Source organism: Schleiferia thermophila (assembly GCF_003337435.1).
GTDB lineage: Bacteria > Bacteroidota > Bacteroidia > Flavobacteriales > Schleiferiaceae > Schleiferia > Schleiferia thermophila.
Map to the genome: position 1 here is coordinate 316,988 of NZ_QPJS01000002.1, position 22,543 is coordinate 339,530.

At 39.0% G+C, this 22,543-nt stretch carries 17 protein-coding genes; 6 read left to right on the forward strand and 11 right to left on the reverse strand.

The window, feature by feature from the left end:
- Positions 1–158: 158 nt before the first annotated feature.
- Both DES35_RS06545 and DES35_RS06550 read left to right on the forward strand, forming a co-directional pair.
- The gene (locus DES35_RS06545; RefSeq protein WP_114366151.1) at positions 159–1,211 is read left to right on the forward strand and encodes a cytochrome-c peroxidase; all 1,053 of its coding nucleotides are present in this window, start codon (positions 159–161) and stop codon (positions 1,209–1,211) included.
- Between the two features lie 22 nt (positions 1,212–1,233).
- The gene (locus tag DES35_RS06550) at positions 1,234–1,731 is read left to right on the forward strand and encodes a plastocyanin/azurin family copper-binding protein (RefSeq protein ID WP_037357314.1); all 498 of its coding nucleotides are present in this window, start codon (positions 1,234–1,236) and stop codon (positions 1,729–1,731) included.
- 809 nt (positions 1,732–2,540) lie between these two features.
- Here the strand turns inward: DES35_RS06550 and DES35_RS06555 are convergent.
- The 6 genes from DES35_RS06555 to DES35_RS06580 all read right to left on the reverse strand — a co-directional run bounded on the left by DES35_RS06555 (position 2,541) and on the right by DES35_RS06580 (position 10,220).
- A complete protein-coding gene (locus tag DES35_RS06555) occupies positions 2,541–3,491 on the reverse strand; it encodes an NAD-dependent epimerase/dehydratase family protein (protein ID WP_037357316.1) in 951 nt (316 codons plus the stop codon).
- A gap of 52 nt (positions 3,492–3,543) precedes the next feature.
- Positions 3,544–4,563 (reverse strand): NAD-dependent epimerase/dehydratase family protein, encoded by a 1,020-nt coding sequence (locus DES35_RS06560; RefSeq protein WP_051889200.1) that lies wholly within the window; start codon positions 4,561–4,563, stop codon positions 3,544–3,546.
- A 6-nt stretch (positions 4,564–4,569) separates the two neighbouring features.
- The gene (gene infB, locus DES35_RS06565; protein WP_037357318.1) at positions 4,570–7,692 is read right to left on the reverse strand and encodes a translation initiation factor IF-2; all 3,123 of its coding nucleotides are present in this window, start codon (positions 7,690–7,692) and stop codon (positions 4,570–4,572) included.
- 33 nt (positions 7,693–7,725) lie between these two features.
- Positions 7,726–8,961 (reverse strand): transcription termination factor NusA, encoded by a 1,236-nt coding sequence (gene nusA, locus DES35_RS06570; RefSeq protein ID WP_037357320.1) that lies wholly within the window; start codon positions 8,959–8,961, stop codon positions 7,726–7,728.
- A 12-nt stretch (positions 8,962–8,973) separates the two neighbouring features.
- The gene (locus tag DES35_RS06575; protein ID WP_125039409.1) at positions 8,974–9,432 is read right to left on the reverse strand and encodes a ribosome maturation factor RimP; all 459 of its coding nucleotides are present in this window, start codon (positions 9,430–9,432) and stop codon (positions 8,974–8,976) included.
- 110 nt (positions 9,433–9,542) lie between these two features.
- Positions 9,543–10,220, reverse strand: a complete 678-nt coding sequence (locus tag DES35_RS06580) for an SIR2 family NAD-dependent protein deacylase (protein ID WP_185714353.1) — start codon at positions 10,218–10,220, stop codon at positions 9,543–9,545.
- 163 nt (positions 10,221–10,383) lie between these two features.
- Here DES35_RS06580 and DES35_RS06585 point away from each other — a divergent pair, with 163 nt between their 5' ends.
- The 4 genes from DES35_RS06585 to DES35_RS06600 all read left to right on the forward strand — a co-directional run bounded on the left by DES35_RS06585 (position 10,384) and on the right by DES35_RS06600 (position 14,588).
- Positions 10,384–10,752, forward strand: a complete 369-nt coding sequence (locus tag DES35_RS06585; RefSeq protein WP_037357322.1) for a response regulator transcription factor — start codon at positions 10,384–10,386, stop codon at positions 10,750–10,752.
- Positions 10,752–11,990, forward strand: a complete 1,239-nt coding sequence (locus DES35_RS06590) for a YaiO family outer membrane beta-barrel protein (RefSeq protein ID WP_037357324.1) — start codon at positions 10,752–10,754, stop codon at positions 11,988–11,990. Before DES35_RS06585 ends, DES35_RS06590 begins: the two co-directional genes overlap by 1 nt.
- 317 nt (positions 11,991–12,307) lie before the next feature.
- On the forward strand, positions 12,308–13,096 hold the full coding sequence (locus DES35_RS06595; RefSeq protein ID WP_125039410.1) for a HEAT repeat domain-containing protein: 789 nt from the start codon (positions 12,308–12,310) through the stop codon (positions 13,094–13,096).
- Complete coding sequence (locus DES35_RS06600) at positions 13,083–14,588, forward strand: glycosyltransferase family 2 protein (protein WP_114366152.1); 1,506 nt, start codon at positions 13,083–13,085, stop codon at positions 14,586–14,588. Before DES35_RS06595 ends, DES35_RS06600 begins: the two co-directional genes overlap by 14 nt.
- Here DES35_RS06600 and DES35_RS06605 read toward each other — a convergent pair.
- The 5 genes from DES35_RS06605 to DES35_RS06625 all read right to left on the reverse strand — a co-directional run bounded on the left by DES35_RS06605 (position 14,585) and on the right by DES35_RS06625 (position 22,480).
- Complete coding sequence (locus DES35_RS06605) at positions 14,585–16,633, reverse strand: alpha-ketoacid dehydrogenase subunit alpha/beta (RefSeq protein ID WP_037357331.1); 2,049 nt, start codon at positions 16,631–16,633, stop codon at positions 14,585–14,587. The two genes, DES35_RS06600 and DES35_RS06605, sit on opposite strands and share 4 nt — an antisense overlap.
- 176 nt (positions 16,634–16,809) lie before the next feature.
- Positions 16,810–18,204, reverse strand: coding sequence for a type III PLP-dependent enzyme domain-containing protein (locus DES35_RS06610; RefSeq protein WP_037357333.1), 1,395 nt, complete (start codon positions 18,202–18,204; stop codon positions 16,810–16,812).
- 287 nt (positions 18,205–18,491) lie between these two features.
- Positions 18,492–20,336 carry a glutamine--fructose-6-phosphate transaminase (isomerizing) gene (gene glmS, locus DES35_RS06615; protein WP_114366153.1) on the reverse strand — a complete coding sequence of 615 codons (1,845 nt, stop codon included), beginning with the start codon at positions 20,334–20,336 and terminating at the stop codon, positions 18,492–18,494.
- 6 nt (positions 20,337–20,342) lie between these two features.
- Entirely contained in the window at positions 20,343–21,656 is a 1,314-nt protein-coding gene (locus DES35_RS06620; RefSeq protein ID WP_114366154.1) for a DUF4270 family protein, read from the reverse strand.
- Positions 21,656–22,480 (reverse strand): glycogen/starch synthase, encoded by an 825-nt coding sequence (locus DES35_RS06625; RefSeq protein ID WP_037357339.1) that lies wholly within the window; start codon positions 22,478–22,480, stop codon positions 21,656–21,658. Before DES35_RS06625 ends, DES35_RS06620 begins: the two co-directional genes overlap by 1 nt.
- Positions 22,481–22,543 lie beyond the last annotated feature (63 nt).

A 22,543-nucleotide genomic window follows, 5' to 3' on the forward strand; every position in this document is an offset into this window, starting at 1 on the left:
GTTTCTCTGCAAAGGTACCTAAATGTTATATCTGATTGAAATGACCAAAATCAATTAAGAACCAACTAATAATAGGAATAATCTATTGCTAATTCATTTTGTTTGTTTTTGTTTATGAGTAAAGGAAAGCTATTTTTGTGCAAAACAAATTTCATCCTATGAAAAAAAATGCACTTGCACTGATGTCTGCTATAGTGTTGGCATACATAGCCGGACAAAGCTGTAATACAGGCTCTGAAAAATCAGGCTCTGCAGAAACTGTTTCTGCATTTACAGCAGAAGACACTGCTCTATGGAAAATAGCGACAAACATCTTCAAACCGCTGCCCCCTTTGGAAATGGATCTTGAATCACCTCTCTTTAAGCTTGGTGAAAAGCTATATCATGAAACCGCCCTTTCTGCCAACAATCAGATGAGCTGCAATACCTGCCATCAGGTGAAGAATTTCGGCGTCGACAATGAACCCACATCTCCCAGTTTTGATGGAAGTGCCAGGGGAGAGAGAAACAGCCCAAGCTCCTATCATGCGAGTTTGCATATAGCTCAATTTTGGGATGGAAGAGCTGCTGATCTGATAGAGCAGGCCAAAGGACCCATCTTAAACCCTATTGAAATGGGACTTAAAAACGAAAAAGAAGCAGTCAACAGGATTAAAGCAATCCCGGATTACAAAGCGCTGTTTGCTGAGGCCTTCCCCGGCGTAAAAGATCCAATCACATACCACAACATTGCCCTAGCGATAGCAGAATACGAAAAGGCACTTATGAGTCCAGCGCCCTTTGATGCATATTTACAAGGGGACCTTTCTTCGCTGGACGAACAACAAAGAAAAGGCTTAAAGATTTTCATAGAAACGGGTTGTATTACTTGTCATACCGGAGTAAATTTAGGAGGTCACATGTTTCAGAAATTTGGACTTGTGAAGGGCCCTTATTGGGAATTTACCGGCTCCGAGCGAGAGGATGTAGGTCGATATGCCGTGACCAATAATGAAGCCGATATGTACGTATTTAAAGTACCTTCTTTGCGAAATGTCGAAAAAACCTGGCCGTATTTCCACGATGGTAGTGTAGCTGATCTTGGAAAAGCAGTAAAAATTATGGCTACAACGCAACTCGGCCGTGACTTAAGTAACGAACAAGTGAATGACATTGTCGCATTTTTGCGCAGCCTTACTGGTGAAATACCAAAACATATAGCGTCTAATTGAGTTAATAATAAAAATTAAAAACATGAAGAAAAACACTTTAGCAGCATTAGTACTCTTAGTGATTGCTGCAGCTTGCGGTGGCGGAGGAGAACCTCAAACCAATAATGAGCAAGAGCAAACAAAAAGCGAAGAGGTGGTACCGGCAGTTGCTGAAATTACCATCGAAGCCAACGACCAAATGAAATTCAATGTAGAGAGAATAGATGTAAGAGCAGGTCAGACAGTAAGACTGACGTTAAAACACGTAGGCCAGTTGCCCATCGAATCAATGGGTCACAATTGGGTCCTGCTAAAACAAGGAACCGATGTTACAGAATTTGCCACTGCTGCCATTAATTTTAAAGAAAATGGTTATATCGATCCCTCCAAAGAGGATCAAATCATAGCCAAAACAGAAATGATAGGTGGCGGGCAGGAGACAACTATCGAATTTCAAGCTCCTGAAAAGGGCATCTATGACTTTATTTGCACATTTCCTGGTCACTATGGCATGATGAAAGGAAAATTTGTTGTGCTTTAATTGAGCAAATTATTTACAGTAAGACCGTCGGAATTATGCCTTGTTCCGACGGTTTTTTTATACTAACAGACCACTAGATTTTACACTTAATTTCAATTAAGCTCTGTATCTTGGAGGTGAAAAATCTAAAGGACCTTTAAGTTTCAAGACAAGATATTTTATTAAGACCGTTGCTTAAAGTGTCATTGATTTCGATACGAATGAACTAACTTTTGCCCTGTTTTATCAGACTTTCTTAAAACATAAAAAATTTCTCATTTGCTTTTAAATTTTTAAATATTTATACTTTTAAGTTTGATTTTTATCAAAAACGTTTGAATAATTTAATTAATTAGATTTTGGTTTCTGAAATTATGTATAAAAAAATGCAGTTATAAATTTTTTAAAAATACGGAGAAAGAAGTGATTCTTAGAAATATGGATGAAATCGTTTTATAACATTCACACTTTTTATGTATTATTTGATGACAAAATGAGTAAACTTAATTAGATTATATACAGTATTTATTCCTGTTCAACTTGTAGATATTAAACATAAAAATGTGAGAATTACGTGAATTCAAAATAAATAATCATTAATTTAATGAAAATTAAATTATCAATAAATTTTTAATAATATTCTTTTGAGTATTAATTTTTTGGTATAAATAATTATGAAAAGGGAAATGGTTATTTAATATTCCCAAGCGCGTTTTAAAAGGTTTGAACCGAATGTTCCTGCGGGTATGCAATAATTTTTTATCCTGCGTAATTTTATTTCGTTTAAAGTTTGGAAAGCATTACATATTGTTGTAAACTAATGTAAGGATTTACACTGTTTTTTTGAGCTTTTTAGTGATTTGAAATAGCATTTCACTTACCATCTTGTCCAGGTCAAATTGATGTGACCAGCCCCAATCTTTTCTGGCCTCAGCGTCGTCAATCGACTTTGGCCAACTGTCGGCGATTTGCTGTCTGTAATCGGGTTTATATTCAATGGTAAAAGATGGCAGATGCTTTTTTATAGCTCGTGCAAGTTGAGCTGGCGTAAAACTAATAGCAGAAAGATTGTACGATGTTCTTATGTTTATTGAATGTGCCGGAGCCTGCATCAATGTAATTGTGGCGTTAATGGCGTCATCAATGTACATCATTGGCAATTCTGTGTCTGGATTTAAAAATGATTCATATTTACCATCTTTTACAGCCTGATAAAAAATTTCAACAGCGTAGTCTGTAGTACCTCCTCCGGGTTCAGCTTTCCAGCTGACAATGCCGGGATAGCGCACAGAGCGTACATCTACCTTATGGTTGATGTAATACCACTGACATAGGAGCTCTCCAGCGTATTTACTGATACCATAAATTGTAGCCGGTTCTACGATAGTGTGTTGCGGTGTATGTTCTTTTGGAGTGGTAGGTCCGAACACTGCTATGCTGCTTGGCCAGAAAATTTTTTTCACGAGTCCTTGTCTGGCCATTTCCAACACTTGAAAAAGGGTATCCATATTAAGTTGCCATCCTTTTATGGGAAATTTTTCAGCTGTGGCAGACAGCATGGCAACTAAATGATAGACTTCTGAAATTTTTTCTCTTTTTACAAGGCTAAGCAAGCTGTCTTTATCTGTAGCGTCAAGCTGGACAAATTTGCAACCTACTTCTTCTTCAGGTTCCTTTAAATCCGCAGCAATTACACGGTGATTGCCAAAGATTTCTATAAGCCTGATTGTGAGGTCAATTCCAACTTGGCCAGATGCGCCTAAAACGAGAATTTTGTCCATTGAATGTTGCTAGTTTTCCCGCTTGCAAACCTACATGTAAGATAGGTACTGTTCAAATTCTGTCACTTTGATAAAATTTTGCATACCTAGCTATGTTATTTTGAAGGCTGGTATAGGTAAAATCTGTTTCTGCAGTGATTTTTAGACCATTGTATAGACTTTTATTGGTTGCACTTTTTGCCAATTCTTTTGTGATGAATGGTTCTTTTTTCATCACCAATCCTCTCAAGGCCTCAAGTCGCCAGAAAATTTCTGCCATCCAAGGTTTGATTTCGATGCTTGGTTTTTCAACTGCCATTGCCTCGCAAATCCAATCAAAAATTTGTTTATAGGAATAATTATTTTCTACCAGAATATACTTTTTACCAACCAACTGTCTGTTTGCCAGCATTTTCATAGCTTTTGCCACATCATTTACATCCACAAATCCATTATAACCTGTGCTGTAAAATTTAAATCCACGATAGAGCAAAGAGAACAGCTTACCGCTTCCTTCTTCCCAAAAACCCGGACCAATGATAATTCCTGGATTTACAACACTTGCTTTAAGCCCTTCTTCCGCACCTCTCCACACGGCCAGCTCAGATTGAAATTTACTGATTGCATAGGCAGTGTTGGAAGGGCTATCTACCCACTGAGTAGTTTCATCGATTAGCTGGGAATGGTTTTCAGATCTACCTAATGCTGCTATAGAACTGCAGTGAATCAAAAGAGCATTAGGATTGGCAACAAGTAATGCATTGACAAGATTGTCTGTAATCTGTTTATTGTACCAAACAATTTCTTTGGTATCAGTTGGGGAGAAGGATACTTTTGCGGCTAGATGAAATATTACGTCCTGTCCGATGATGACTTGTTCCAGGTCGTCGTAATGAAGCAGGTCCAGCTTAACCCAGTTAATTTTATTTAAAAGTGCATCAGACTGCTGTGTATAGTATTTAAAAATTGTTTTTACATGTCTTTTTTTTAGCTCAGTTCTGTATAATGCAGTTACATTAAATTTATTGGAAATCAGATGAAATATAAGATGCGATCCGAGAAGCCCCGTTGCGCCTGTAACCAGAGCATTCAATGTAGGTTAAATTTTTTGCTTTACCAAAGTCTCTTCATAGGCCTCGATTATATCGGCGACTTTTATGTCATTGAAGTTTTTAATCATTAATCCACATTCATAACCTTTAGATACTTCTTTCACATCGTCTTTAAAGCGCTTAAGGGAAGCAAGTTCACCAGTATATATCACTACGCCATCGCGGATAACCCTGACTTTGCAACCTCTTTTTATCGTACCATCGAGCACCATACATCCGGCTATTGTGCCAACTTTGGAAATTTTGAATGTTTCTCTAACTTCCACATTAGCAATGATCACTTCTTTGGTTTCTGGCGCGAGCATTCCTTCCATAGCGGATTTGATTTCATCTATAGCGTCGTAGATGATAGAGTAGTGACGAATTTCTACTTGCTCTCGCTCAGCTATTTTTCTTGCATTGGCTGATGGTCTTACGTTGAAACCTACTATGATCGCATCTGAGGCGGAGGCCAGCAGTACGTCTGACTCAGTAATTTGCCCTACGCCCTTGTGCAGTATTCTGACTTGGATTTTTTCTGTTGAAAGCTTAGAGAGGGCGTCAGACAGAGCTTCTACTGAACCATCCACATCGCACTTGAGTATGATATTGAGTTCTTTGAAATCGCCGAGTGCCAGTCTCCGACCGATTTCTTCGAGGGTGATTTTTTTGTGTGCTCTTGCAGCTTGCTCGCGTTGCAGTTGTTGGCGTTTGTTGGCTAGTTGTTTTGCTTCTTTTTCGTCTTTCATCACCACAAACTTGTCACCTGCAGCTGGAGCACCATCCAGCCCGAGCATTGCTGCAGGGGTGGATGGCCCTGCAGATTTAATTGGTTTTCCTCTTTCGTCGAGTAAGGCGCGAACCTTACCAGCATATTGTCCGGCCAGCACGATGTCACCAACTTTTAATGTTCCATTTTGAACAAGAATGGTGCTTACATATCCCCTGCCTTTGTCGAGCGATGCTTCTATTACCGTACCGGATGCTCTTTTGTTGGGATTAGCTTTAAGATCCAGAAGTTCAGCTTCAAGCAATACTTTTTCCAGCAATTCCTGAATTCCAACACCTGTTTTGGCAGAGATTTCTTGACTTTGAATTTTACCCCCCCAATCTTCTACCAGTAGGTTCATGTTGGCAAGTTGTTCTTTGATTTTATCTGGATTCGCGTTTGGTTTATCGATTTTGTTAATTGCAAATACTAGAGGTACACCTGCTGCTTGTGCATGCGATATGGCTTCCTTGGTTTGAGGCATGACATTGTCGTCTGCTGCTATGACGATGATGGCTACATCGGTAATTTTTGCTCCTCTGGCCCTCATGGCAGTAAAAGCTTCATGGCCGGGAGTATCTAAGAATGTAATATGCTGACCATCAGGGAGCTCTACAGAGTAAGCTCCTATGTGTTGCGTAATGCCACCGGCTTCGCCGGCTATTACATTGGTATTTCGGATATAGTCGAGCAGTGAAGTTTTTCCATGGTCTACATGCCCCATTACAGTGACGATTGGTGGTCTCTTTACCAGATCTTCTTCTTTGTCTTCTTCCTCTTCCACCAGTTCATCAGTAGCTACTTCAGCATCAACAAATTCAACTTTATATCCAAATTCATCCGCCACAATAGTAAGTGTTTCTGCATCGAGTCGTTGGTTCATGGTGACCATGAGGCCGAGTGACATGCATGTGGCGATAACTTTGGTTACGGGCACATTCATCATATTCGCAACTTCACCTACTGTTACAAATTCTGTAACTTTCAGTGTTTTGCTATCTTCTTCTGCCTGTAGTTCGCTGAGAGCAAGTGCTTCTCTTCGTTCGTCGCGCTTTAATTTTTTAATTTTTTGAAGTTTGGATTTTTTATTACTTGTTAGCTTTTCAAGTGTTTCTTTGATTTGTTTTGAAATTTCTTCGTCACTTAATTCAACAGGATCAACCTCTTTTTTGACTGGTTTTTGATGCTTGTTTTTCTTGTCAAAAGATTTATCGAATCTTTTTTGATCGCTTTGAGTTTTAGTAGTGCCGGTTGTGGTATTTGTTGTATTGTCTCCTGCGGTTTTTTCTTTGGAAATACGTTTTCTTTTCTTGCCTTTTTTATCTTCTTTATCAATAATTTGACCTTGAGGACTTGAGGCGATAACTTTTCTATGTTTGTTGTGATCTTTGTCTTTGTCTTTTTCTTTCTTCTTTTCAAATTTTGAAAGATCAATAACTTCTCCTGTAAATTTTACACCTTCAAGCTTTTCGAACTTAGTTTCTATTTTGGAAGTTGAAACGGTGGATGGGTGTTCATCTTTTACTTTGATTTCAAGTGATTTCTCATTCCTTTGATCTTCTTGCTGATTAGTCGGAATTTCCTCTTTCAAAATCTTGTTATCAACTTCCTTTTTTTCTTCTGTTTTAGCTTTTTGTTTTGAGGAAATTGATTCAGTTTCTTGTAAAATTTGTGCATCAGTATCATTTTGAGGTAAATCTATCGGCTGTTTTTTACCTACTTGTTTCTTTGAAAGGTTTTCCAGATTGATTTTACCTTTAATATTTAGGCCTATCTTAGCTGCTTCAATTGGTGTTTCTGCTTCTGCATTTTCGGTTTTTAGATCAGGTGTTTTATTTATTAGCTTATCTTTTGTTTCTTCAATGTTTTCACTAACAATTTCGATATTTTTTAATGGGTCGTCAGTAACATTTTTAGGTTCTAATGTTTTATTTGTTTCTGTTAAGCTTTCTTTGTTTTCAGAATCTGCTTTTGTTTGTTCTTTTGTTTGTTCTTTTGTTTGTTTTTTGGGTTTGCTAAGTTCAATTTTTGTTAAGATTTTAGGTCCTTCAATTTTCGGCGCTTCAATTTTGACTTTGTCTGTGGGTGTTTCATTTGAAGATTTTTGGAGGCTTGCTTCTCGATCTGAGCGCATCGCCTCTTTATCTTCTTTGATTTGCTGAATTTTTGACTCAGCCTTTTGTTTTTGATTTAAATCTTGGCTAAATTTTCCTAGAAGCAATTGATACGCTTCTTCTGTAATTTTGGCATTTGGATTGTCTACAGGGATATCTTTAGATTCAAGAAATTCTTTAGCTCTTGCGTATGAAATATTGAGCTCTCCAAGTACTTTCGATAATCTTTTTGGTGTTGTACTACTCATGTGGGTTTAATCGCATGCAAAAATATATCTTATTTATTCAAATTCCGCGGAAAGTATTTTTCTAACTTCCTGGATGGTTTCTTCTTCGAGGTCGGTTCTGTTCACTAGCTCTTCAACGGAGAGTGCCAAAACGCTTTTGGCAGTATCGCATCCGATTTTCTTAAATTCTTCAATGATCCAAGGTTCAATTTCATCTGCAAATTCATCGAGCTCTACATCTTCATCTTCTTCGGTGGCCTCTCTGTAGACATCGATTTCCATACCTACAAGTTGGCTAGCTAATTTGATGTTTTGCCCGTTTTTGCCAATTGCAAGTGAGACCTGGTCTGGTTTGAGATATACGTCTACTCGTCTGTTTTCTTCATCTATGTTCATGTAGCTGATCTTGGCCGGAGCCAGAGCTCTTGAGATCAGCAGCTGGAGATTTTGAGTGTAATTAATTACATCAATGTTCTCATTGCCAAGTTCTTTAACAATGCTGTGAATTCGGCTACCTTTCATTCCTACGCATGCTCCTACAGGATCAATTCTGTCATCCAGCGATTCTACAGCTACTTTTGCTTTTTCGCCGGGTATGCGTACTACTTTTTTTATGAGTATAAGTCCGTCAAAGACTTCTGGTATTTCCTGCTCAAATAGTTTTTCAAGGAATCTGGGGTCTGTTCTTGAGATGATTACCTGGGGCTTGTTGCCGCGAATTTCCACTTGTTTTACAACAGCTCTGACGGTGTCACCTTTTCTGAAGTAATCGCTTGGAATTTGCTGGTCTTTTGGCAAAATGAGCTCATTTCCATCATCGTCGAGCACTATTATTGCCTTTGGTCGTACATGATGAACTTCTCCAGTTACTATTTCACCTTCCAGGTCTTTGTATTTTTTATAAAGCTGACCGCTGTCATGCTCCATAATTTTGGACGCTAAGGTTTGTTTAAAGGCCAATACAAATCTTCTTCCAAGATCTTGTAGTTTAACCTCTTCTGTGAGTTCCTCGCCAATTTCAAAGTCAGGCTCCACTTTTAGTGCCTCAGATAGTCCGACTTGCAGATTTGGATCTTCTACATCATCGTCAGCTACTATTGTCCTGGTCTTCCAGATTTCAAGATCCCCCTTATCAGGGTTTACTATTATCTGGAAATTTTCGTCTGTGCCAAATTTTTTCTTAAGCTGAGCCCGGAATGCCTCTTCAATAATGGCCATCAAGGTAGCTCTGTCAATGTTCTTTTCATCCTTGAATTCCGCAAACGATTCAATTATTCCAATATTTTCCATTGTTTTGATGGTTTAAAACTCTACTTGTATTATGGCTTCTTTGATATTTGCAAAGGGGATTTGCTTTTTCGTTGAGTTGGCTGACTTAATTCCTCTTCTTGCTCTGACTTCATTGAGTTCAAGCTCAACATAGGAGTCGGTTACATGTGTCAGCCTGCCGATGACCTTGTTGCCGTCACTAAGGATAATTTTTAACAGTCTGCCGATATTTTTCACATATTGCCTGTGAACTTTCAGAGGTTTCCCTATGCCGGGAGAGGAAATTTCTATACTAAAAGTATCAGAAAAATTTGGAAAGTGATACTTTAAAAATTTTGATACTTTTACGATTTCATTCAGCATAATTCCTTGGTCGGTATCTATAAGCACCTCTACCTTGTCCTCACCGACAAGGGATATCGACACTACAAAACCATTTATTTCTTTTACGGCCTGGTCAACAGCCTTTTTAATGGATTCAATCTCAACCATTTGATAATAAAATAGGGGGACAATTCCCCCCTTTTTAACAGTTGCAAAAATAAATACATATTTTTTATCAAAGACAAAATTCAAAATTTATCTATTGGATTTATGTGATTTTAAAGTTTCATTATTTTCTTCCACATTCTTAATCCTTCTGATGCATTTGCTTTAATGATGGTATAGGAGGTGTCTGTAATAGATGGATTGGGATCAATCAACCATTTATCAGTATTTTCTGAAATCATGTAAGCAAGGCTGGCTGCAGGATATACCTGCAGAGATGTGCCGATAACGACGAAAACATCAGCTTGCAGGGCGATTTCATAAGCCAATTCCATCAGTGGTACCTCTTCGCCAAACCACACAACATGTGGCCTAAGCTGACTACCAAGTTCGCAAGTATCTCCGATTTTTAATTCCCATCCTTCTTGGTTGTATATCAAATTTGGGTCTACAGAGCTTCTGACTTTTCTGATTTCTCCATGCAGGTGAATGACATTTTTGCTTCCAGCTCTTTCATGCAAATCATCAATGTTTTGTGTAATAATCCACATATTGGGATATTTTTTTTCAAGGTCAGCCAATAGGTAATGGGCTTCTGTCGGTTGGGTGGTAATAACTTGTTTTCGCCTCTGATTGTAAAAGTCAATTACCAACTGAGGGTTTCTCTCCCAGGCTTCAGGAGTTGCCACGTCTTCTATTTTGTACGTTTCCCACAAGCCTTCCGAACCCCTGAAAGTCTTAAGTCCTGCTTCTGCACTTATTCCTGCTCCCGTGAAAACTACTATCTTCATGATTTTTTCCAAATTTTACATTTGACTTCCCTTTTTGAGAAATATGTCTGCTTTTGACCAAAGTATTTCTTCCTTTAACTAATTGATTACATGAAAGTTTACTTGTGGATTTTTCTTTTGGGGATAATTTTGATGCATTGTACCTTGCATTTTAAAAAATAACATGTCAAAAGCAAAAATACTGGTAGTAGATGATGATCATTTAATTAGGCAGGCACTTTCCTTTAAATTAGAAAAAGAAGGTTACACAGTAAAAGTTGCCAATGACGGAGAAAGTGCCCTTTCAATAATTGAAAATGAAAAATTTGACATTATTATTTCTGACATTATGATGCCCTACATCAGTGGGTTTGAATTGCTAAAAATTCTAAAAGAAAAAGGTTCAGATGCACCAATTTTAATGTTGACAGCACTTAATTCAGAGAATGCTGTAGTAAAAGCTTTTGATCTTGGTGCTGATGATTACCTGACTAAACCATTCAGCCCCAATGAGTTAATTATGAGAATCAAAAAATTGCTCGAAAAAAAATAATGAAACTTCGATTGCTTTTCGTAATGTTTGTAGTAAGCCTAACATATTCAATAGCTCAGGTCAGACCCATAGACCCGGACTCTCTGATGAAAGAGGCTGCTATATTGGCGAGAAGCAGAAGTTATCAGCAAGCTAGAAATTTAATAAGAGAGGAAGTTAAAAAATATCCTGATTACAAGGATTTGCAGTTTGCTTTTCTCAACTATTTATACTGGGATGGAAAAACAGATTCAACCCTTTCAATGCTGGATACCTTGCTACTTAAATATCCAGAAGAATACCATTTATATCAAATCGGGATCAATACCTGTTTCAGCATAGACAGTACTTGTTTTCATCACTTCAATTCTTTGGCAATTCAACAATTTCCAGATAGTACAGGCAAAATATTAGGCAAAACTGCTTTTTATTATCACGACAAAAAGGCTTATCTGGCAGCCCGTGAAATGGCCGATTCCGCATTAAAATACCAAGATGCTGACACTACCCTACAGAACATTATATTTGACTATAGAATCTCCGAGGGTTACAGATTGCCAGGGATTGGTTATTTGTATTACTGGATAGGAGCCGACCCTTCTTGGCCTAGACACCAGTTTTTTATAGAATATCAGTTTAAATCAGATTTTGGTATTGTTATTCCTCGTTTTCATCTGGCTTCAAGATTCAATATTCGTTCATGGATGGGAGAGCTAGAAATGTATCCTAAGTTTGGTAAAAACAATTATTTCTACGGTTTGATAGGGTTTTCTGATGGAGTATTGTTTCCCTTTTGGCGATTGGCAGCAGAACCTTTTTTTATCAACAATCAAAATATCGAACTTTCGCTTGGTTGGAGATATGTGGATTTTGGATCACTTAAAATTCATTCGTTCACAGGTTCGGCCGGCAGATATTGGGGAAACAATTACGCCAGTGCAAGACTGATCTACACTCCCTTTGGAAATATAGGGGCAAATATATCCGGGGTGGCATCCTATAAATATTTTATAAACAATCCTTTACATTTCATTGACCTTAAAGTGGGATATGGTGTTTCTCCGGAAAGCGAATATCTGGACTTTGGACTAGCAGGTACAATCTTTACTAGAGCTTTCAGATTTTCAGCAGCATATCAGTTTTGGCTTGAAAAGGCTATTTTATTCAGGCTAGGAGGATATTACGAATGGATAAATCCCAGCCCTCTGAGACCTTTTAATGTTTTCGGTTTTTCGATTAACATTTCATTTTTATTGTAATGGGCGGGTTGATTGATTTTTTCATAACTCTTTACAACTATCAGCAGCAGAAATACAAAATACTTTTGTTGGGTCTTGGTATTTTGCTCTTTGTTGCTTTTATACTGTTAATTTTGATCATCAGGACAAGGACTCAAAGAGATTTGGCCGAAAGGCGCTTTAGGAGAATCAAAACAACACTGGAAAACACGATATTATCAATAGTTTTTCAAGCAGATTTAAACAAGCGAACAGAGCAGATTAAAACTCTGAAAAAACTATTCGAAAACAAAAAAAATACTGTAGCCAGAGATGCTGCCAGAGAAATACTTCGGACCATGGCTTTACAACTGGATGGAGAAAGTTTAGAAGCGGTCACTCAGATCTATCGGGAAACAAATCTTAAAGAATTACTTCTACAAGAATTAAATGATAAAAGTTGGGATGTAAAAGCCGCAATTATTGAAGAAATTGGAGATATCCGACTAAAAGAATTGCTTTTTGAAGTGCTTAAATATACAGATTATGAAGTAGAAATTGTACGTAATAGAGCTCAGGTAGTGGTACTAAAACTCGGTGGTATGAGAGGCCTTGAGTTTTTGAATACCTTAAAATCGAAAATTTCTGAGTGGCAACAAATTCAATTGTTGAATCAACTGTTGAAATTGCCTTATAATCAATATCCACGGACTAAAATTTGGCTCAGCTCATCGAATGACAGTGTTGTGATGTTTGGTCTTAAAGTTACGCAGCATTTTCAACAGTATCAGGATAAAGAAGAGTTGATTAAGTTGCTCGACCACCAAAATACGGAAATAGTAAAAAAAACGATAAAAGTATTCACACATCTTGGACTAAAAAATGAACTAGAAAAAATAAAATTACACTATCCAAATTATTCCATCGAGCTAAAAGTAGAAGTACTTAAAGCCATCGGCGAGCTCGGGGATGAATCCGACCATTTATTCTTGATTGACTGTATGATGTCAGATGATTATTTTATTGTAAAAGAAGCTTCAAAATCAATGTTGAGAATCGGACAGAAAAATCTGCTGTATCAAATAAAAGATTCATTTCCTGATTATCAACGCGAAATAATTGAACATTCCCTGGATGAAAGAATTTGATACAACACTTAGTGGTTTGGATATTTTTCTGGGAGTTCTTAACATCCTTATTTATCTGTTCACGCTTTCGGTAATGCTTTCTTATCTCATCATTGCCTTACTTTCTTTATGGTATGCATTTAAACATTTGAAGGCGTCCAAAAGCATTAACTATTTGAGCATACTTCAATCGCCTGAAGCACCGTCTATCAGTATAGTAGCCCCTGCTTACAATGAATCGAAAACGATAATTCAAAATATCCGCTCACTACTTTCACTTGACTATGGAAATTATGAAGTGATCATTGTAAATGATGGTTCTACAGATACCACCCTTGAAAATGCCATTGAAGCCTATGAATTGGAGCCTGTTCGCTATATATCGCCCAATAATCTAAAAACACAGCCGATCAAGGCCATTTACAGATCGAAAAATCCGGCCTTAAAAAATCTATTGGTTATCGACAAAGAAAATGGCGGCAAAGCCGATGCGCTGAATGCAGGTATAAACTGTGCCAATGGCGATTACATCATGAATATCGATGTGGATTGTATTTTGGAGAGAGACTGTCTGCTCAAAATGATCCAACCTATACTTGATGAACCAGAACGTCTGGCCATAGCATCTGGTGGTGTGGTACGCGTAGCTAATGACTGCATAATTGATAAAGGGGTTATAAAGAAAGTCAATGTTCCAAAAAATCTATTGGCCAGGTTTCAGACTTTGGAGTATTTGAGAGCTTTTTTACTCGGAAGAGTAGCATGGCAATACCTTGATGGAATGCTCCTGATTTCTGGCGCCTTGGGTATTTTCAACAAAAAAATAATGATTGCAGCTGGCGGATATTCCACTAAAACTGTAGGTGAGGACCTTGAGATTTCTGTTAGAATGAGGAAGTATTGCCGGGAAAACGGAATAAAATACAAAGTTCACTTCGTGCCGGAACCACTTGTCTGGACCGAAGTACCTGAAAAACTAGGCCAGTTACTTAGGCAAAGAAATCGTTGGACGCGGGGAAGTATCGAAACCATACTAGCTCATAAAAATCTGTTTTTTAACCCCAGGTATAAATTTCTCGGACTTATTGCATATCCTTATTGGGTATTCTACGAATGGTTTGCACCTCTGCTAGAATTTTTTGGCCTTTTGACATTGTTTATTTTACTCATATTGGGTTTATTGCCTGGATTATATATCGCACTGTTCCTTCTTACGGTTGTTTCTTTTGCCATTGTTTTTACCATTACAACAATCTATGCAGAGGAAAGTACTTATTTCCAATACAAGGATGCCAAAGGTATCAGAAAGCTTATCTTAGCCGGTCTCATAGAGCCTGTTAGTTATCACTTCCTGGTGGTTTGGGCTTCTTTAAAAGGGAACTGGGATTATTTTATAGAAGGAAAAGTGACCTGGGGCAAACAGGTCAGGAAAGGTTTTGACCGCGATACTATAGACAGAGAAAAGAAAATTTTAGTGTCCAATACATCCGGAAAGCTCACTCCGATCAATTAAAATCCAAGCAGTTTTTCCAGTACATTTTTTACTTTCTCCCCATTTGGCAATACAAATGCCTCGAGTTTGGAATTTAAAGGGATAGCAGGTGTATCTACGCTTCCAACAACTCGAACAGGGGCGTCGAGGTATTGAAAACATTCTTCAGAAATTCTACCTGCCAAAGCCTGAGCGAAGGAGTTATTTACAGGTTCTTCAGTGACTACCAAACATTTGTTATGAACTTGTACTCTCGAAGCAACAGTTTCAAAATCCAATGGTACAAGACTGCGCAGATCGAGAATTTCCACTCTGCTTTCCATTCCTTTGGAAGCTTCAAGTGCCCAATAAACGCCCATTCCATAAGTGACAATCAGGCAGGTAGATTCACCCCGGACAGACTCAGCACTTCGTACAATCCTGGCTTTGCCGATTGGAATGATGTAATTAGCGTCTGGTTCAATGGTTTTTGCTTCCTCAGTACCTTTCACTTTACTCCAATAGAGCCCTTTGTGTTCCAGGACCACCACGGGGTTTGGATCGTAAAATGCAGCTTTCAAAAGCCCTTTTAAATCTGCTCCCGTTGATGGATATACCACTTTAATACCTCTGATATTGGTCAGTACACTTTCTACAGAAGAACTGTGGTAAGGACCTCCACTGCCATAGGCACCAATGGGTACTCTGATAACAGCACTTACTGGCCATTTTCCATTGCTTAAAAAATATGATCTGGACAGTTCTGTAAATAATTGGTTCAATCCCGGCCATATGTAATCAGCAAATTGTACCTCGACGATGGGTTTTAAACCCACTGCTGACATTCCTACTGTGCTTCCAATGATAAATGCTTCCTGAATGGGTGTGTTGAATACTCGCTCATCTCCGAAATGCTCGGCTAGTGTTGCAGCTTCTCTAAACACTCCGCCAAGTCTGCGACCGACATCCTGTCCATACAAGAGAGCCTCGGGGTGCTTGGCCATTAACTCTCTGATGGCAAACAGGGCACTGTCTACCATTACAACTTTATCTCTTCCCACAGGAGCTCTTTCTCCCCTTTCTTCAGTGATAGGTGTCGGTGCAAAATAGTGTTTTGATAGGTCAAGTGGATCGGGTTCTTCCGCCTTTAGAGCTTTATCAAATGAATCGTCCACAATTTTTCTGGCGATTCCCTGAATTTCTTCGAGCTGCTGATCTGAAACTCCTGCTTCCCTTAAGAGCTTTTTAAGATATGGAAGCGGATCGCGAAGCTGATGTTGCTCAAGGTCATCGCGATAAAACTCCTTCCTAACCCCCGAAGTATGATGCCCGAGCAGTGGAACATCTACGTGCAATAGGACGGGTCGGCGCTCACTTCGTACGATTTCTATTGCTTTTTTAGTGGCACTGTACACCACGTCAAATCGGCTTCCATCCACCGTCATGCGTTCCAGTCCTTTGAATCCAGCTGCATATTCGTAAGCATTTTGTGCTCTTATTTCAATGGCATTTGCTGATATGTCCCAGCCATTGTCTTGTACAAAATAAAGGATCGGCAGCTTTTTCAATACGGCCATTTGCAGGGCCTCGCTTACTTCACCCTCGGTCATGGCGGCATCTCCGATGCTGCATACAGCAATTGCACCTAGTTCTTCTTCGTTTAGTAATCCGGTAACTTCTTTAAATCTCAATCCCATTGCCGCACCAGTGATGGGAATGGCTTGCATTCCTGTCGCTGAGCTTTGGTGGGGAATTTTAGGTTTGTCAGGGTCATTTAAGCTCGGATGGCTGTAGTAGGTCCGTCCACCGGAAAAGGGGTCATCTTTTTTGGCAAGCAACTGAAGCATCAGTTCAAAGGGAGACATACCGATCGTGAGCAATACACTGTCGTCACGATAATATAAGCTCAGGTAATCTTTTGGAAGTACATGCATCCCAAGTGCTATCTGAGCCGCCTCATGACCTCTGCTGGTTGCATGTACATATTTGCTGGTGATTTCTCTTTTTTCTTCAAATAAATCGCTCATGGCACGGGCTGTGACCATGATTTTGAATGCATGGAGGAGATCTTTTTTAGTAACAGTCATAAAAAAACCGAGATGTGTGACCGCAAATATCTGGTTTTGCTAACTTTTATCCTCTCAATGGTCCGATAAATTTGGAAAAGAGCACTATAAAATAAAAGGATTTAAGAAGACAAGTTGGTCCTACTCAGGATTTGAATCAGAGTATTGCCAATTCTGGTTTTCAGATGGATATTGAGTTACAGGTAACCAAGTATTTTCAACATGCTTTTATAGCTTTGTTCTTTGGCAAATAATCTGGTGCGAATCTCTCCGTCTTCATCCAGGTCTATTACAACGTGCTTGGGTGCAGGCAACAGGCAATGCTGAATGCCTCCATAGCCCGCAATACTATCTTGATAGGCTCCCGTGTGAAAAAATCCAATGTATTGTGGCCGGTCTTCTTTATACTTTGGCAAATAGATGGCATTGGCATGCTGCTCCGAATTGTAGTAATCGTCGCTATCGCAAGTAAGTCCGCCCAGGAGCACACGTTCATATTCCTCGAACCAATTGTTGATGGCTAGCAATACAAATCTTTTATTAATAGCCCAAGCGTCGGGAAGAGTAGTCATAAAAGAACCATCGATCATGTTCCAAGCCTCGCGATCGTTTTGCTTCTTTTGACCCATTATTGAAAACAAAACTGCCCCGCTTTCACCTACAGTGAACGATCCAAATTCTGTGAAGATATGAGGCTCTCTTACTCCGGCTGAGTTACATGCCTGTTTTATTTGAGCTATGATTTCTTCAGCCATGTAGGCATAGTCGTAAGAAAAATTAAGAGAGTTTTTAATTGGAAAACCGCCTCCGATATTAAGGGAGTCAAGTGTATCGCAGTGCTTTTTCAATTCTATATACACGTTCACACACTTCAATAGTTCGCTCCAGTAATAGGCATTGTCATTGATTCCTGTGTTGATAAAGAAATGAAGCATTTTAAGCTCAAACTTTGGATTGTCCTTTATCTTTTCGAGATAAAAAGGTACAATGTCCTTATATCCAATTCCCAGCCGACTTGTGTAGAATTCAAATTTTGGCTCTTCTTCAGCTGCTATACGGATTCCGATTTTACATGGGACTTCCACCAGCTCTCCTAATTGATCAACTTCTTTCATGTTATCAAATACAGGAATAGTGTTTTCGAATCCTGTATTGATCAGACGCGCAATATTTTCAATATACGTATCTTTTTTAAATCCATTGCATACTATATAAATGTCTTTAGTTACTTTACCTTCTTCATAGAGTGCATCAATGATGTTGATATCAAATGCCGAAGAAGTTTCGAGGTGCACATCGTTTTTCAGTACTTCGTCCAGTACAAATGAGAAATGACTGCTTTTTGTACAATAACAGAAGTTGTACTTACCCTTATAGTCGACTTTCGCCATTGCAACATTAAAGAGCATCTTTGCTTTTTGTATCTGTTGTGATATTTTCGGCAAATAGCTAATTTTTAATGGTGTTCCATATTGCTTAATTATATCCATCAAATTAATGTCGTGCCAGAGCAATGTATCTTCGTCGAGCTTAAATTCATCCTGAGGCCAGTCGAATGTCTGTTGAATTAGGTCAATATATTTATTTTTCATATACTGTTTCTAATTAGGTGGGCAAAATTACGATTAAAAAATATAGGTGAATATTAAATATCTGCTTTAAGTCACTTACATTTGATTTTTAAGTGCAATGTAAGTAAGTTGGATTTAGACTGATCTGCCTCTTTTATTTATAAGACTTTCAGTGGGGCTTAGGGGCATAGTTTTTTAAGTTCGTTTTTGCCTTTATTTCTTGTCATTATTTTGTGTAAAAAGAAAAAACCCCGGCAATTACTGTATAGTTGCCGGGGCTGTTTTATGATTTTCTTCTCTGCTTCGAGTTATTCTACCGTTACAGATTTTGCGAGATTTCTCGGTTGATCTACATTGCAACCTCTCATCAGTGCAATGTGATATGAGAGTAACTGTAGGGGAATTGTATTGATGATGGGAGAATAAATATTTTCTGTTTCAGGGACTTCAATTATATGGTCTGCAATTGAAGAGATGTCCTCATCGTCGTGATTGACTACGGCGAGTACTCGTCCTTTTCTGGCTTTTACTTCCTGAACATTTGAATAAATTTTATCGTATTGGTCATTTTTTGGTGCAATGACTATCACAGGCATATTTTCATCAATCAGCGCAATAGGACCGTGTTTCATTTCCGCGGCAGGATACCCTTCAGCATGAATATATGATATTTCTTTCAGCTTTAGGGCACCTTCTAATGCTACCGGAAAGTTATAACCTCTTCCTAGATATAATGCGTTGGACGAATCTTTGTAAATCTCAGCTAGGTATCTGGTGAGAGGATCGCATTTTAGAGTTTCTTCTATTTTTTCCGGGATGGAATTCAATTCTATTAGCAAGCGCATGTATTTAGACTCGCTGATGGAGCCTTTCATATAGCCTAATTTTAGTGCTATAAGTGCCAGTACGGTGATTTGGGCTGTGAATGCTTTGGTCGATGCAACTCCAATTTCAGGTCCGGCATGGGTATATGCACCGGCGTGAGTTTCTCTTGCTATGGATGAGCCCACCACATTGCAAATACCAAATATGGTGGCTCCCATAGATTTTGCCAGTTTAACCGCTGCGAGTGTGTCAGCAGTTTCTCCGCTCTGACTTATGGCAATAACGACGTCTTTTTCGGTAATGATGGGATTTCTGTAGCGAAATTCTGAGGCATACTCTACTTCAACGGGCATCCTTACTATATCCTCTATCAAATATTCTCCTACAAGACCGGCATGCCAGGATGTACCGCAGCCTACTATGATGATTCTCTGTGCATTGAGGAATTTTTCCTTGTATTCATCAATTCCTCTCATATTGATCAAGCCTTGTTCAGGGAGTAGGCGACCTCGTAGGGTATCTCTTACAGATCGGGGCTGCTCATAGATTTCCTTAAGCATAAAATGCTCAAAACCACCTTTTTCGATTTGTTCAATATCCATTTGAAGTTGTTGGACATATGGATCTATTGTCAGGTTGGTTTTTATTTCACGTATTACCAATGGCTTACCTTTTCTGATGACGCCCATTTCTCCATCCTGCAGGTAAATGACTTTTTTAGTATATTCCAAGAATGGTGTGGCATCGCTGGCGATAAAGTATTCATCTTCAGCAAGCCCTATGACAAGGGGACTGCCCATTTTTGCTACAATAATTTCATTGGGTTCGCGTTTGTCGAAAACGCATATTGCATATGCACCGATCACCTGGTTTAGTGCTTGACGTACTGCATTTTCCAGCGTAGTATTTTCCCCTTTTTGAATATCTTCGATAAGGTTGACCAGTACTTCGGTATCTGTATCGCTTTTAAATTTAAAACCTCTTGCTGAGAGGGCTTCTTTTATTGAATGGAAGTTTTCGATGATTCCGTTGTGAATGAGGAACAAGTTACCTGACATAGAGGTATGCGGGTGAGAGTTTATATCGCTAGGCTCACCGTGGGTAGCCCATCGAGTGTGAGCTATTCCCATTCTCCCATCATGTGGATTGTTGGATGAAATTTGCTCTAAGTCAGAGACTTTCCCCTTCTTTTTATAATAATGAATGTTGTGGCCATTATGTATCGCTACACCAGCCGAGTCGTATCCTCTGTATTCAAGTCTCTTTAGTCCTTTGATAAGGATGGGATATGCATCTCTATACCCTAGATAACCTACTATTCCACACATATTGGTTTAAAATTTTGTATAATAAACATTGATAACAGGCTTAAATTCCCCACTATTATTGCCAATTAAGGCTGTTCTGTTTGCTGTGGAAATACTATTTTGAGCTTTAATGGCCAACTTTAGTTCTGTTTTGTTTTGAAGGATAGCCTTAGATAATTGTCTGGTCAAAGTAAGGGTATAGGTTGCTCTTCTAAATCTTCCTCTTGTTAAAAGTCCGGAAAAATCTGCTGAAGCCACTTGGTCGTCGAGTATTGCAGATTGTGTACCGTCTTCTGAGACAAGCAACGCAGAGACCCGTGCCGGTGAGATTTGCTTTGACTCAATCCCAGGCAGTACATTCAAAACAAGTTCAACCTTATTGATCACTACACCTGGCTCTTTCAGTGGACCAAAGTTGGTAATTTTTATTATTGTGTAGGGGCCGTTCATAGCCGATACAAAGGTGGTGGGTTCCCCGGCGATGGTATCCTGAACCTCTTTGATCCAGCTGCCTGTGTAGTCGTTTTCAAATACATTGATAGCTGCATTGATGGGTACAGGGGAATTATCACCCTGTAACCTGAATGTTCTGAACACGGTTGCAGTATCGCTATCGCGGTAGTATATTCGGATGGCAGTAGTAGCCAAAAAAGGATTGAAGTACAAAACAGCATTTCCACTGAGAGCTTCTGCATAAATGCCTTTGAAATAATTCATAAATGCCTCCTGATTTACAAAGTCAGAAGTATTGGTACGTGAGTGTTCCACAATGGTTGACTTAAAATAGTCTTTGTCTAGTTTTACTACAAGCAAGGGGCTTACCGTGTCAGCGCCTCTTGGTACCCTTGTAGTTGGTCTGGGTAGAATGGTAGCCTCTCCAAGAAGAGGACCTTTTGTAAATACGTGATTGGAAAAGTATGTAGAGTCAAGATACAGACGATCTTCGAGAGCAAAGATTTTTATGTGCATAGGCGTTGTGGTATCGCCGTAATATCCCACATACCTAAGCGTGAGCTCTACTGAATCTACCACCGCATTGGAGGGGAATGAGGGGTTGACCTGCTCAAGTAAGAAGTTGGTAGCGAAAGCGCTTTTGGATATTCCGAACTCCGGGCTTTGAAGGCGGCCGAGCAATAACCGACCGGTTAGCGATGTAGGTATCGAATCGTCAAAAGCTGTGTAGGTAATAAATTGAACAGAGTCCGTAAACAGAAAATCGGCTTTCTGGTCATTGAGCTGGTCCAAACCCAATGAGCCGAGATCTTTTTCACAGCTTAAAAACAAAAAAGGACACAAGAGAAGTAGTGTCCTCAATACTAAAGTTAAGTTTTTTTTTCTCATTAGTTCTCCACGCTTTCCAGCTTGCCTATTTGAGTATAAAGATCCTTGAAGTATGCTACCGGGTCAGGTATTTCATAGAGATTTTGTACCTGAGCTTCAGGGGAAATACCCTCCTTTAACTCTCCAAATACCGGAGGTGGATTTAAGTACGTGTAAATATCGCTGTATTGCGATGCTAAAGCATAAAGTTTTTCGACATCGACCTGACCTGTCATCAGCTCTGAGTTCAGACCATCAAAAGCGAGGATTTCCTGAAGCTGGTGATTGGAAGGCATTACCTGCTGATAAGGATATGTGTAACGGGTATAAATGATTTTACTTTCTGAAAATACCGGTTCGTTGGCATAATAATTTTTAATATAAAGGGGAACGAAGGAAGGCAACCAGCCGGTCAGGTGAATGATATCAGGTGCCCATGAGAGCTTTTTTACCGATTCTAAAACTCCTTTGCAAAAGAACACAAAACGTTCATCGTTGTCCTCAAATGGCAGCCCTTCATCGTTAAATATTGTGTTTTTTCTTTTGAAAAATTCGTCATTGTCAATGAAATAAACTTGCATACGCGCTTGGGGTACACTTGCCACTTTGATGATGAGGGGCATATCCATGTCGTTGACCACAATGTTGATACCGCTGAGGCGTATTACCTCATGAAGCTGATGTTTTCTCTCATTTACTACTCCGAATCTAGGCATAAAAACCCTTACTTCGTTTCCAGCTTCAACCATTTTTTTAGGGAGTTCTAGCGATAGTTTGGAGAGGGGGTTTTCGGGCAGAAAAGGGAAGATTTCTTGTGAAATGTACAAGATTCGTTGTTTACTCATATGAAATATTGAGTTTATTATTACAAAGAGAAAATTTCAAAAATCAATTGTGCAAAGTTACAC

Coding starts and splice junctions, on each gene's coding strand:
- glmS (WP_114366153.1), bottom strand. CDS start 20,336: ATGTGTGGAATAGTAGGTTATCTAGGGTATAGAGATGCATATCCCATC.
- DES35_RS06600 (WP_114366152.1), top strand. CDS start 13,083: ATGAAAGAATTTGATACAACACTTAGTGGTTTGGATATTTTTCTGGGA.
- DES35_RS06620 (WP_114366154.1), bottom strand. CDS start 21,656: ATGAGAAAAAAAAACTTAACTTTAGTATTGAGGACACTACTTCTCTTG.
- DES35_RS06575 (WP_125039409.1), bottom strand. CDS start 9,432: ATGGTTGAGATTGAATCCATTAAAAAGGCTGTTGACCAGGCCGTAAAA.
- DES35_RS06550 (WP_037357314.1), top strand. CDS start 1,234: ATGAAGAAAAACACTTTAGCAGCATTAGTACTCTTAGTGATTGCTGCA.
- DES35_RS06625 (WP_037357339.1), bottom strand. CDS start 22,480: ATGAGTAAACAACGAATCTTGTACATTTCACAAGAAATCTTCCCTTTT.
- infB (WP_037357318.1), bottom strand. CDS start 7,692: ATGAGTAGTACAACACCAAAAAGATTATCGAAAGTACTTGGAGAGCTC.
- nusA (WP_037357320.1), bottom strand. CDS start 8,961: ATGGAAAATATTGGAATAATTGAATCGTTTGCGGAATTCAAGGATGAA.
- DES35_RS06545 (WP_114366151.1), top strand. CDS start 159: ATGAAAAAAAATGCACTTGCACTGATGTCTGCTATAGTGTTGGCATAC.
- DES35_RS06610 (WP_037357333.1), bottom strand. CDS start 18,204: ATGAAAAATAAATATATTGACCTAATTCAACAGACATTCGACTGGCCT.
- DES35_RS06555 (WP_037357316.1), bottom strand. CDS start 3,491: ATGGACAAAATTCTCGTTTTAGGCGCATCTGGCCAAGTTGGAATTGAC.
- DES35_RS06580 (WP_185714353.1), bottom strand. CDS start 10,220: ATGAAGATAGTAGTTTTCACGGGAGCAGGAATAAGTGCAGAAGCAGGA.
- DES35_RS06595 (WP_125039410.1), top strand. CDS start 12,308: ATGGCTTTACAACTGGATGGAGAAAGTTTAGAAGCGGTCACTCAGATC.
- DES35_RS06590 (WP_037357324.1), top strand. CDS start 10,752: ATGAAACTTCGATTGCTTTTCGTAATGTTTGTAGTAAGCCTAACATAT.
- DES35_RS06605 (WP_037357331.1), bottom strand. CDS start 16,633: ATGACTGTTACTAAAAAAGATCTCCTCCATGCATTCAAAATCATGGTC.
- DES35_RS06585 (WP_037357322.1), top strand. CDS start 10,384: ATGTCAAAAGCAAAAATACTGGTAGTAGATGATGATCATTTAATTAGG.